The organism is Streptomyces sp. MUSC 14 (assembly GCF_001866675.1).
Classification (GTDB): domain Bacteria; phylum Actinomycetota; class Actinomycetes; order Streptomycetales; family Streptomycetaceae; genus Streptomyces.
In genome coordinates this window covers 187,415-198,145 of record NZ_MLYN01000038.1, presented here as the reverse complement: position 1 = coordinate 198,145, position 10,731 = coordinate 187,415, and the positions used below count along the sequence as shown (strand labels likewise).

The following is a 10,731-nucleotide window of genomic DNA, read 5'->3' as shown; positions in this document are numbered from 1 at the left end:
CCCCGTCCCACTACGCGGTCATCGGCCGCTACGTCCTCGACCCGCACATCTTCGACATACTGCGCCGGACCGAGCCGGGCCGCGGCGGCGAGATCCAGCTCACCGACGCCCTCCAGCAGCTCGCCCAGGACGAGAAGGTCGGCGGACCCGTGCACGGCGTCGTCTTCCAGGGCCGCCGCTACGACACCGGTGACCGCAGCGACTATCTGCGTGCCATTGTCAGACTCGCGTGCGAACGTGAAGACCTGGGCCCGGACTTCCGGACCTGGCTTCGCAGTTACGTAGCCGAGGAGATGCAGCAATCTTGAGCAGCGCCGTGACCCGCCCCGCCGGCCCGGACCATCTGTGGTCGGTGGACGAGCACCTGGAGGACATCCTCTCCACCGTCCGCCCCCTGGAGCCCATCGAGCTGCAACTGCTCGACGCCCAGGGCTGCGTCCTGGTCGACGACGTCATGGTGCCGGTGTCCCTGCCGCCGTTCGACAACAGCTCCATGGACGGGTACGCGGTGCGGGTCGCGGACGTCGAGGGCGCCAGTGAGGAGTTCCCGGCCGTCCTGGACGTCGTCGGGGACGTCGCGGCGGGTGCGGCCGATCCGGTCCGGGTCGGTCCCGGGCAGGCCGCCCGCATCATGACCGGCGCCCCGCTGCCGCCCGGCGCCGAGGCCGTGGTCCCCGTCGAGTGGACCGACGGCGGGCTCGGCGAGGGACCGGTGAGCGGCATGCGGGCGCGCAGCCTGGCCCCCGAGGGCGCCGAGGGACAGGTGCGCGTGCACCGTCCCGCCGAGGCACGCGCGCACGTGCGCGCCAAGGGCAGCGACGTGAAGGCGGGCGAACGCGCCCTGGAGGCCGGCACGATCCTCGGCCCGCCGCAGATCGCGCTCCTCGCCGCGATCGGCCGCGGCACGGTACGCGTGCGCCCGCGCCCGCGCGTCGTCGTCATGTCCACCGGCAGCGAACTCGTCCAGCCCGGCGAGGATCTGGCCGCCGGTCAGATCTACGACTCCAACAGCTTCGCCCTCACCGCCGCCGCGCGGGACGCCGGAGCCATCGCCTACCGGGTGGGCGCGGTCGCCGACGACGCCGGCACGCTCCGCTCGACCATCGAGGACCAGCTCATCCGCGCCGACCTGCTGGTGACCACGGGCGGGGTGAGCGTCGGGGCGTACGACGTGGTCAAGGAGGCGCTGTCGTACGCCGGCGACGAGGACGAGGCGGGCAGCGGAGTGGAGTTCCGCAAGCTCGCCATGCAGCCCGGCAAGCCCCAGGGATTCGGTTCGATCGGCCCCGACCACACGCCGCTGCTGGCCCTGCCCGGCAACCCCGTGTCGTCGTACGTCTCCTTCGAGCTGTTCGTCCGTCCCGCCATCCGCGCCCTGATGGGCCTCGTGGACCTGCACCGGCCCCGCACGCGCGCGACCCTGAAGGCGGACGGGGCGCTGCGCTCGCCCAAGGGGCGCCGGCAGTTCCTGCGGGGCGCCTACGCCGACGGCGAGGTGGCCCCGGTGGGCGGCGTCGGCTCGCACCTGATCGCGGCGCTGGCGCACGCCGACGCGCTGATCGTCGTCCCCGAGGACGCGGACTCCGTCGAGCCCGGCGACGAGGTGGAGGTCGTCCTGCTCGGCTGACGCACGCGCGCGTGAGCGAGCGACGGGGCCCCACGGGGGTCCTGACCCGGTGCGTGCGCCGACTTGGCGGTACCGTGGCGCGCACAACAGGCCCGCGCACCGCACTGTGACGGGCCCGGACCGGGAGCGGCACAGAGCATGAGTACGCAGGACGGACTGACGCACATCGACGAGGCGGGCGCCGCCCGCATGGTCGACGTATCCGGGAAGGACGTGACCGCGCGCACCGCCCGTGCCAGCGGCCGCGTGCTCGTCTCGCCCCGCGTGGTCGAGCTGCTGCGCGGCGAGGGGGTACCCAAGGGGGACGCCCTCGCCACCGCGCGGATCGCGGGCATCATGGGCGCCAAGCGCACCCCGGACCTGATCCCGCTGTGCCACCCGTTGTCGGTGTCCGGTGTGAAACTGGATCTGTCGGTCGCGGACGACGCCGTGGAGATCCAGGCCACCGTGCGGACGACGGATCGTACGGGCGTCGAGATGGAGGCCCTCACCGCCGTCACGGTCGCCGCGCTGACCGTGATCGACATGGTCAAGGCGGTCGACAAGGGAGCGGTGATCACGGACGTACGGGTGGAGGAGAAGACGGGCGGCACATCGGGCGACTGGAGCCGGGCATGAGCTACCGCGCTCTGGTGGTCACCGCCTCCAACCGGGCCGCGGCCGGTGTCTACGAGGACAGGGGCGGCCCGATGATCGTCGACGGCCTGACGGGCTTCGGGTTCGCCGTGGACGGCCCCCGGGTCGTGCCCGACGGCGATCCCGTGCGGGAGGCCCTGCGCGCGGGCGTGGCCGCCGGGTACGACGCGATCGTCACCACCGGCGGCACCGGCGTCTCGCCGACCGACCGGACCCCCGAGGCGACCCGCGCGGTGATCGACTACGAGGTGCCGGGCATCGCGGAGGCCATCCGGGCGTTCGGCAGGGAGAAGGTGCCGACCGCCGTGCTGTCCCGGGGCCTGGCCGGGGTGGCGGGACGGACGCTGATCGTCAATCTGCCGGGCTCCACGGGCGGGGTGCGCGACGGCCTCGCCGTGCTGGAGCCCCTGCTGGTCCACGCCGTCGACCAGATCCGCGGCGGCGACCACCCCAGACCCTCCCCCAGTGCCCGAAAGGCCTGGGAGGTACCCCCAGGGGGTGCGAGCTGAACAGCCCTTACTGGCCCGTCGTGCTGGCGGACGGCGATGTCGTCCTCCGGCCGATAAAGGTGCGCGACCAGCGAGCCTGGCGCGAGGTGAACCGGCGCAACCGGGACTGGCTGCGCCCCTGGGAGGCGACCATTCCGCCGCCCACGCCGAGCGGGCCGATCACCCACCGACCGACGTACCGCCAGATGGTCCGGCACCTGCGGTCGGAGGCCAACGCGGGCCGGATGCTGCCGTTCGTCATCGAGTACCAGGGGCGGCTCGTCGGGCAGTTGACGGTCGCCGGGATCACCTGGGGGTCGATGTGCTCGGGACACATCGGGTACTGGGTGGACGAGTCGGTGGCCGGCCGCGGCGTGATGCCGACGGCGGTCGCGCTCGTGGTGGATCACTGTTTCCGTGCCGTCGGGCTGCACCGCATCGAGGTCTGCATTCGGCCCGAGAACCGGCCCAGCCGGCGGGTCGTGGAGAAACTCGGATTCCGCGAGGAGGGGCTCCGGCCGCGCTATCTGCACATCGACGGGGCCTGGCGGGACCATCTGGTCTTCGCGCTCACCGCGGAAGAGGTGCCCGACGGGTTGCTCGCGCGCTGGCAGCGGGCACGCTCCCAGAATCCGCAGAACACGCCGGGGAATCCCGCCTAGGCCACGCCCGGACCTCCAGAATTGAATATGTGTTCGAAATTGATCGGATGCTGACCGTCTCAGGGCATTGAATTCGCGACCGAGGCGGTCCTCTGATCGCATGGATCGCAAAAAAAGCTGGAAATATCAGCCAGATCGTGCGACACACCGGCCCAATTGGCGGATGGCCTCAGGCAAACCCCTCTACGGTGTGAGACGTGAGCAGCAGCGGCCTCATCTACGCAGTCATTGTCGGGGCCTGGGCCGCCTACTTGGTGCCTATGTGGCTCCGTAGGCAGGACGAGCTGAACGAGGCCCGTCCGACGGAACGCTTCAGCACCGCCATCCGGCTGCTGTCCGGGCGGGCGGGCATGGAGCGTCGATACGCCAGGGACCTGCGGGCGCGCTCCACCCAGGAGGGGGAGCCGGACGCCGGTGACCCGGACGCCGTCACCGACTCGGTGGACGTCCGGGCCTTCGCCATGCCTCCGACGCGTCGTCAGGCGCACGCGGACGCCGGGGGCGAGTCACCCGCAAGGGCGGAAGCGGCACGTGAACAGGAGCCCGTACGGGCGCCCAAGCCGGCGTCCGCGCCCCCGCAGCGGCCGGTGCCTGCCGCGCGGCGCGGAGCTTCGGCGCAGGCGGCCGCGGCGCGGGACCGGCGCCTGAAGGTCCTGGCGCGCCGTCGTCGCACCACCGTGATGCTCTTCCTCGGCTTCACGCTCGGCGCGATCGTCGCCGCGGTCGGCGGGCTCGCCTTCCTGTGGGCGCCCGCCGCACCCGCCGTGATGCTCAGCGGGTACATCGCGTACCTGCGCTCCCAGGAGCGCCGTCGTTTCGCCTACCAGATGGACCGCCGGCGGGCCGAGGTCGCCGCGCAGCGGCTGCGGGAGCGCGAGCGTCAGCCGCGTCGGCGCGTGTCTCTCGATCAGACGAGCGCCGGCGCGGACGAAGCGGAGGAGGTCCAGGAGGCCGAGACGGATCCCGGTCTCTCCGCGCTCGCCGCGGACCGGCGCGCCCTGGTCGAGCAGACCGACCACGCCGAATGGGTCGACCAGCAGCGTGAGCGGCAGCGGCGGCCCGGCGGGGACAGCTGGGAGCCCGTACCGGTTCCCCTGCCGACGTACGTGACCGCGCCGGTGGCGCCCCGTGCCACGTCCGACGTGGACCTGGGGGCGCCGGACACCTGGAGCTCGGCGCGTTCCAGCTCGGTCGCGCCGGAGCAGGAGGCCGTCCACGCGGCGGAGGCCGACGCGGACGGGCAGGCGGCCGTGACCGAGGACAAGCCGGTGGGTGGCCGCAGCGATGCGCGTCGCGCCGCGTCCGCGCGCCGGGCGCGTGAGCGTGGACGCACGCCCCTGTTCGATCAGTACGAGGACGGCGACCGCCCGCGCGCGGCGAACGAGTAACCCCGCCCGCACGTGCCCCGGTGCGCTCCTCGTCGGGTGCGCCCCTTCCGGGGACCCCCGCTGTGACCAGTCACGGAACGGATTTCCAAGCACCCCGATGGGGATGCTAGAGTTTCACTCGTTGCAAGGGCCTGTGGCGCAGTCCGGTAGCGCACCTCGTTCGCATCGAGGGGGCCAGGGGTTCAAATCCCCTCAGGTCCACGCAGCATGAAGCCCCTGTCGGCAGTAGTCGACAGGGGCTTCATCGTGTGTCCGGACGGAGTGTCGGACCGCGGCCAGGCCTGCCGTGGCTCAAGCGGGCCTGGTGTGATCCGAGTTGCCGGCTCAGAGCTTCTTCGCGAAGCAGAGGCTCTCGTCGTGGAAGCGGTAGTAGCCGAACTTGGCGCACGGCTCGTAACCGCTCGACGTGTACAGGGAGACGGCCTCCGGCTGCCTGCTGCCCGTCTCCAGCACCATGCGGACCCGGCCGGCGGCGCGGGCGTCCTCCTCCAGGGCCGCGAGTATGCGGCGCGCCAGGCCATGGCCCCGCATCCGTTCGATCACGTACATGCGCTTGAGCTCGGCGTCGCCGTTCTCGTTGCCCTCGTCGTTGAGGTCCTGGCTGCGCCAGCCGCCGGTCGCCACGGGGCGGTCGAGCTCGTCGTACGCGATCAGGTACGCGCCGCGCGGCGGGTCGAAGTCCGCGGTGTCGAGGACCGTGGCGTCTCCGCCGTCGCCGTAGCGCAGCTGGTACTCGGCCTGGACTTCGTCGTTGAGCGTGACGGCGTCGGGATGATCGAAGCGGACACGGCGTATATTCATGCTGGATATCGTACTTCTATGCAGGACGGTGTTCGTCGGACGGTGCGGGCGGACTCCGTCCAGTGTGCCGGTATCGTGCCCTGGTGCTGACTGTGACCTCGGTGAACGTGAACGGGCTGCGGGCCGCCGCCAGGAAGGGCTTCGTGGAGTGGCTCGCCCGGACGGAGGCGGACGTCGTCTGCCTCCAGGAGGTGCGTGCCGAACCGCACCAGCTGCCCGAGGAGGTCCGGGAGCCCGACGGCTGGCATGTCGTGCACGCCCCGGCCGCCGCCAAGGGGCGCGCGGGCGTCTCGCTCTACACGCGGCGGGAGCCGGACCGGGTCCGGATCGGTTTCGGTTCGGACGAGTTCGACGGCAGTGGCCGTTACGTCGAGGCCGACCTGCCCGGTGTGACGGTCGTCTCCCTCTATCTGCCCTCCGGCGAGGTCGGTACCGAGCGGCAGGACGAGAAGGTGCGCTTCATGGACGAGTTCCTCGTCCATCTCAAGGAGCTGCGCGCGCGGGCCGCCGCCGACGGGCGCGAGGTGGTCGTCTGCGGCGACTGGAACATCGCCCATCAGCAGGCCGACCTCAAGAACTGGCGCGGCAACACCAAGAACTCCGGCTTCCTGCCCGAGGAGCGGGAGTGGCTCGGCCGGGTGCTTGCCACCGAGGAGGGCGGTTACGTCGACGTCGTGCGCGCCCTGCACCCCGACGCCGAGGGGCCGTACACCTGGTGGTCGTACCGCGGGCGGGCCTTCGACAACGACTCGGGATGGCGCATCGACTACCACGTCGCCACGCCCGGGCTCGCCGGCAAGGCGGTCAAGGGGCTCGTGGAGCGCGCGGCCACGCACGCCGAGCGGTGGTCGGATCACGCGCCGGTGACCGTCGTCTACGACCTGTAGAGGCGACCCCGCGCGCAGGCCCCGCACCTCGGCCCCGCCTGTCGACGGCGTGCGGGATCAGACGTCGCGTTCGCCGGACTTCTTGGCCAGGCGGCGGTCGAGGGCCAGGGAGAGTTCCGCCTCCACCACGCTGCGGGCCAGTGGGCGCAGGCGGTGGAGGTCCTCCTCCGGGGCGTGGCGCAGGATCACGTCGGCGAAGAGTTCGGCGAGGGCGTCGGCGTGCTCGCGCACCCGGGCGGCGGCGGTGAGGACCTCGCCGAGCGGGATGCCCTCGCGGACCAGTGCGGCGGAGACGTCCAGCAGACGACGGCTGATGTGCACGATCTCGTCGCCGTCGGTGCCGAGGTAGCCCAGTGTCATGGCCGCGGCGAGGTTCTCCGGCGTGACCTCGCCCTCGAAGCGGGCGGCGAGTTCCTCGGGGGTGAGGCGGACCGGCTCCTCCTCGGTGGGGGTGCCGACGCCGAGCAGATCAGCGACGTCGCGGCCCTGGTCGAGGGCCTCCGCGAGTTCCGCGATGCCGTTCAGCGTGTGGCCGCGCTCCAGCATGGCGGCGATGGTGCGCAGGCGCGCCAGGTGGTGGTCGTCGTACCAGGCGATACGGCCCTCGCGCCGGGGCGGCGGGATCAGCTTGCGCTCCCGGTAGAAGCGCAGGGTGCGCACGGTGATCCCCGCGAGCCGGGCCAGCTCCTCCATGCGGTACTCGCGCCGGTCCCGCGGCCGTGCCCCCGAGCGTTCTGCGTCCTCTGCCACGTCCGAAGCCTATGTTGTACCGCCGGTAACTTTCCCCGCCCCGCCCCCTACCGCTCGGTACGGAGCTGCTCTACAGTCCCATTGCGCCAGTGTTCACTGGCAGAGTCGAAGGCGATGCGTGGAGGCTTCGGGATGGCCGAGCACGAGCATGTACGGGTGGCGGTGATCGGGTCCGGGTTCGGCGGGCTCGGGGCCGCCGTGCGGCTGCGCCGCGAGGGGATCACCGACTTCGTCGTCCTGGAGCGGGCCGACAGCGTCGGCGGCACCTGGCGGGACAACAGTTACCCCGGGTGCGCCTGTGACGTGCCCTCGCACCTCTACTCCTTCTCCTTCGCGCCCAATCCGGACTGGCCGCGCACCTTCTCGGGCCAGCAGCACATCCGGGCCTATCTGGAGCACGTCACCGACCTCTTCGGACTGCGCCCGCACCTTCGCCTCGACTCCGAGGTCAAGCTGATGACCTGGGACACCGAGAACCTGCGCTGGACCATCGAGACCACGCGCGGCTCGCTGACCGCCGACGTCGTCGTCTCCGCCACCGGACCGCTGTCCGACCCGAAGATCCCCGAGGTCCCGGGCCTCGCGTCCTTCCCCGGCAAGGTGTTCCACTCCGCCCGCTGGGACCACGACTACGACCTGCGCGGCAAGCGCGTCGCGGTGGTCGGCACCGGGGCCTCCGCGATCCAGATCGTGCCCACGATCCAGCCGCAGGTCGGCCGGCTCACCCTCTTCCAGCGGACGCCGCCGTGGGTGATGCCCCGTGTGGACCGCGCCATCAGCGCCGCAGAGCGCGGGCTGCACCGGCTGCTCCCCTTCACGACCCAGGTGCGGCGCGGACTGCTGTGGGGCATCCGGGAGCTGCAGGTCCAGGCGTTCACCAAGCGCCCCGACGAACTCGGCATGGTCGAACAGCTCGCCAAGCGCAACATGGCCCGCGCGATCAAGGACCCGGCCCTGCGCGCCAAGCTCACCCCCGACTATCGCATCGGCTGCAAGCGGATCCTGCTGTCCAGCGCGTACTACCCGGCGCTGGCCAGGCCGAACGTGGACGTCGTCGCCAGCGGGCTCGGCGAGATCCGCGGGTCGACGCTCGTGGCGGCCGACGGCACCGAGGCCGAGGTCGACGCGATCGTCTTCGGTACGGGCTTCCACGTGACGGACATGCCGATCGCCGAGCGGGTGGTCGGCGCGCAGGGCGCCACGCTCGCGGACTCCTGGAAGAACGGCATGCAGGCGCTGCGCGGTGCCACCGCCGCCGGGTTCCCGAACTTCATGACGATCATCGGGCCCAACACCGGTCTCGGGAACTCCTCCATGATCCTCATGATCGAGTCCCAGCTGAACTACATGGCCGACTATCTGCGCCAGCTCGACGTCCTCGGCGGCCGTACCGCCCTGGACGCCCGGCCCGCCGCCGTCGAGACCTGGAACCACCGGGTCCAGGAGCGCATGAAGCGGACCGTGTGGAACACCGGCGGCTGTACCAGCTGGTACCTGGACGCGAGCGGCCGGAACACCACGATCTGGCCCGGTACGACGTCCGAGTTCCGCGGTGCGACCCGGCGCGTGGACCTGGCGGAGTACGAGGTCGTCCGGCGGACCGACGGCGAGCCCGCCGGGACGGCCGTGCGGCGGACGCCGGCGGCCGTCGCGGAGAGCGAGGGCGCCGCATGAGCCGGCCCGCCCCCGCGCCCGCCCCCGTCAGCGACGGCCGCTACGCCCCGCCCGCCCCCGCCCATGAACTCACCGTCGTCTCCGCCGACGGCGCGCCGCTGCACGTCGAGGTGCACGGACCCGAGAACGCGCCCCCGGTCGTCCTCTCCCACGGCTGGACCTGCTCGACCGCCTTCTGGGCGGCGCAGATACGGGACCTGGCGCGGGACCACCGGGTGATCGCGTACGACCAGAGGGGGCACGGGCGCAGTCCCGCGAGCGCCGCGTGCACCACCCACGCGCTGGCGGACGACCTCGAAGCGGTGCTCGCGCGGACGCTCGCCCGCGGGGAGAAGGCCCTGATCGTCGGCCACTCCATGGGCGGCATGACGGTCATGGCCGCGACCACGCGCCCCCGCTTCCAGGAGCACGCCGCCGCCGTCCTGCTGTGCAGCACGGGCAGTTCGCGGCTGGTCGAGGAGTCGCGCGTGGTGCCGATGCGCGCCGGGCGCGTGCGCACCTGGATCACCGGGCACATCCTGGGTTCGCGCGCTCCCCTCGGGCCGGTCACGCCGGTCGCGAAGAGCGTCCTCAAGTACGCCACCATGGGCGCCGGTTCCGCCCCGCACATGGTGGAGGCGTGCGCGCGGATCGTGCACGCCTGCCCGCGTGCCGTGCGCCATACGTGGGCCGGTGTGCTCGCGGCGCTCGATCTCGACCACGGCGTACGGGAGTTGCGCACGCCCACCGCGATCGTGCACGGCGCGTCCGACCGGCTCACACCCCCGGTTCACGCCCGCGCGCTGGCCGCCGCGCTGCCGGAGTGCGTCGGTCTCACCGAGCTGACCGGCGTCGGGCACATGACCCCGATCGAGGCCCCTGACCTGGTGATCGGCAGGATCAGGGAACTCGTCACCACGTATGTCACGGCGCAGATCAAGGAGGGCGCATGAGCAGGGTCAGCCTCGAAGGGCAGGTCGCGGTCGTCACGGGAGCCGCGCGCGGCGTCGGTGAGCTGCTGGCGCGCAAGCTCTCGGCGCGCGGCGCGAAGGTCGCGCTGGTCGGGCTGGAGGAGGAGGCGCTCAAGGAGGTCTCCGGGCGGCTGCACAGCGACAGTGCGTACTGGTACGCCGACGTCACCGACCACGAGACGATGAGCCGGGTCGCGCGGGAGGTGAAGGAGCGGTTCGGGAAGGTGGACATCGTGGTCGCCAACGCCGGTGTGGCGACGGGCGGTCCGTTCGTCGACTCCGATCCGCAGGCCTGGCGGCGGGTGATCGAGGTCAACCTGATCGGTTCGGCGGTGACCGCGCGCGCGTTCCTGCCGGTGCTGGTCGAGAGCCGGGGCTATCTGCTCCAGATCGCCTCGCTCGCCGCGATCACGCCCGCACCGATGATGACGGCGTACTGCGCCTCCAAGTCGGGCGTGGAGGCGTACGCGCACAGTCTGCGCGCCGAGGTCGGCTACCAGGGCGTGCGCGTCGGCGTGGGCTACCTGTCGTGGACCGACACCGACATGGTGCGCGGTGCCGACCAGGACGACGTCATGCGGGAGTTGAGGCAGCGGCTGCCGTGGCCGTCGAACAAGACGTACCCGCTGGGCCCCGCCGTGGAGCGGATCGTGGAGGGCATCGAGCGACGCTCGGCGCATGTGTACGGACAGTGGTGGCTGCGCGGCATGCAGGGCGTGCGCGGATATCTGCCGGCGCTCATCGGGACCGTCGGACAGCGCGAGATGAAGCGGTTCGCGCCCCGGTTGCAGGGGATGAACTCGGGGCTCGTGGGTGCGGGCGGCGCGGCCGACGACGCGGCGCGGGCTACGCACCGTAACTGATCCAC

At 72.1% G+C, this 10,731-nt stretch carries 11 protein-coding genes, 1 tRNA gene and 1 pseudogene; 11 read left to right on the top strand and 2 right to left on the bottom strand.

Annotated features, from left to right (window positions below):
• From BIV25_RS25520 to BIV25_RS25490, 7 genes and pseudogenes are all read left to right on the top strand, one after another.
• Nucleotides 1-308: pseudogene (locus BIV25_RS25520) on the top strand (UTP--glucose-1-phosphate uridylyltransferase); the annotation flags it as partial.
• Nucleotides 305-1,627: a gephyrin-like molybdotransferase Glp gene (gene glp / locus BIV25_RS25515; RefSeq protein ID WP_071374741.1), complete on the top strand. Its 1,323-nt coding sequence runs from the start codon at nucleotides 305-307 to the stop codon at nucleotides 1,625-1,627. The pseudogene BIV25_RS25520 and the gene glp, both read left to right, overlap by 4 nt.
• A 138-nt stretch (nucleotides 1,628-1,765) precedes the next feature.
• A complete protein-coding gene (gene moaC / locus BIV25_RS25510) occupies nucleotides 1,766-2,245 on the top strand; it encodes a cyclic pyranopterin monophosphate synthase MoaC (protein WP_071374740.1) in 480 nt (159 codons plus the stop codon).
• The gene (locus tag BIV25_RS25505; RefSeq protein ID WP_071374739.1) at nucleotides 2,242-2,772 is read left to right on the top strand and encodes a molybdenum cofactor biosynthesis protein B; all 531 of its coding nucleotides are present in this window, start codon (nucleotides 2,242-2,244) and stop codon (nucleotides 2,770-2,772) included. Before moaC ends, BIV25_RS25505 begins: the two co-directional genes overlap by 4 nt.
• A gap of 20 nt (nucleotides 2,773-2,792) precedes the next feature.
• On the top strand, nucleotides 2,793-3,413 hold the full coding sequence (locus BIV25_RS25500; protein ID WP_177235409.1) for a GNAT family N-acetyltransferase: 621 nt from the start codon (nucleotides 2,793-2,795) through the stop codon (nucleotides 3,411-3,413).
• Between the two features lie 197 nt (nucleotides 3,414-3,610).
• Complete coding sequence (gene glpR / locus BIV25_RS25495) at nucleotides 3,611-4,801, top strand: gephyrin-like molybdotransferase receptor GlpR (RefSeq protein WP_079176880.1); 1,191 nt, start codon at nucleotides 3,611-3,613, stop codon at nucleotides 4,799-4,801.
• Nucleotides 4,802-4,928: 127 nt separating this feature from the next.
• Nucleotides 4,929-5,002 (top strand) — tRNA-Ala (locus BIV25_RS25490).
• 123 nt (nucleotides 5,003-5,125) lie between these two features.
• Here BIV25_RS25490 and BIV25_RS25485 read toward each other — a convergent pair.
• The gene (locus BIV25_RS25485; protein ID WP_071374736.1) at nucleotides 5,126-5,602 is read right to left on the bottom strand and encodes a GNAT family N-acetyltransferase; all 477 of its coding nucleotides are present in this window, start codon (nucleotides 5,600-5,602) and stop codon (nucleotides 5,126-5,128) included.
• Nucleotides 5,603-5,685: 83 nt separating this feature from the next.
• Between BIV25_RS25485 and BIV25_RS25480 the strand changes: the two genes are divergently transcribed.
• Nucleotides 5,686-6,489: an exodeoxyribonuclease III gene (locus BIV25_RS25480; RefSeq protein ID WP_071374765.1), complete on the top strand. Its 804-nt coding sequence runs from the start codon at nucleotides 5,686-5,688 to the stop codon at nucleotides 6,487-6,489.
• 57 nt (nucleotides 6,490-6,546) lie between these two features.
• Here BIV25_RS25480 and BIV25_RS25475 read toward each other — a convergent pair whose 3' ends face one another.
• On the bottom strand, nucleotides 6,547-7,182 hold the full coding sequence (locus tag BIV25_RS25475) for a MerR family transcriptional regulator (protein WP_071374735.1): 636 nt from the start codon (nucleotides 7,180-7,182) through the stop codon (nucleotides 6,547-6,549).
• 189 nt (nucleotides 7,183-7,371) lie between these two features.
• Between BIV25_RS25475 and BIV25_RS25470 the strand changes: the two genes are divergently transcribed.
• The 3 genes from BIV25_RS25470 to BIV25_RS25460 are packed head-to-tail and all read left to right on the top strand — an operon-like array spanning nucleotide 7,372 to nucleotide 10,726.
• Nucleotides 7,372-8,913 (top strand): NAD(P)/FAD-dependent oxidoreductase, encoded by a 1,542-nt coding sequence (locus BIV25_RS25470; RefSeq protein ID WP_071374734.1) that lies wholly within the window; start codon nucleotides 7,372-7,374, stop codon nucleotides 8,911-8,913.
• On the top strand, nucleotides 8,910-9,845 hold the full coding sequence (locus BIV25_RS25465; protein ID WP_071374733.1) for an alpha/beta fold hydrolase: 936 nt from the start codon (nucleotides 8,910-8,912) through the stop codon (nucleotides 9,843-9,845). The genes BIV25_RS25470 and BIV25_RS25465 overlap by 4 nt, the downstream gene beginning before the upstream one ends.
• Nucleotides 9,842-10,726, top strand: a complete 885-nt coding sequence (locus BIV25_RS25460) for an SDR family oxidoreductase (protein WP_071374732.1) — start codon at nucleotides 9,842-9,844, stop codon at nucleotides 10,724-10,726. The genes BIV25_RS25465 and BIV25_RS25460 overlap by 4 nt, the downstream gene beginning before the upstream one ends.
• Nucleotides 10,727-10,731: the final 5 nt, after the last annotated feature.

Excerpts from the sequence above, each read along its gene's own strand:
- BIV25_RS25465 (WP_071374733.1), top strand. The coding sequence starts at position 8,910 with ATGAGCCGGCCCGCCCCCGCGCCCGCCCCCGTCAGCGACGGCCGCTAC.
- BIV25_RS25505 (WP_071374739.1), top strand. The coding sequence starts at position 2,242 with ATGAGCTACCGCGCTCTGGTGGTCACCGCCTCCAACCGGGCCGCGGCC.
- BIV25_RS25460 (WP_071374732.1), top strand. The coding sequence starts at position 9,842 with ATGAGCAGGGTCAGCCTCGAAGGGCAGGTCGCGGTCGTCACGGGAGCC.
- BIV25_RS25485 (WP_071374736.1), bottom strand. The coding sequence starts at position 5,602 with ATGAATATACGCCGTGTCCGCTTCGATCATCCCGACGCCGTCACGCTC.
- BIV25_RS25470 (WP_071374734.1), top strand. The coding sequence starts at position 7,372 with ATGGCCGAGCACGAGCATGTACGGGTGGCGGTGATCGGGTCCGGGTTC.
- moaC (WP_071374740.1), top strand. The coding sequence starts at position 1,766 with ATGAGTACGCAGGACGGACTGACGCACATCGACGAGGCGGGCGCCGCC.
- BIV25_RS25475 (WP_071374735.1), bottom strand. The coding sequence starts at position 7,182 with ATGGAGGAGCTGGCCCGGCTCGCGGGGATCACCGTGCGCACCCTGCGC.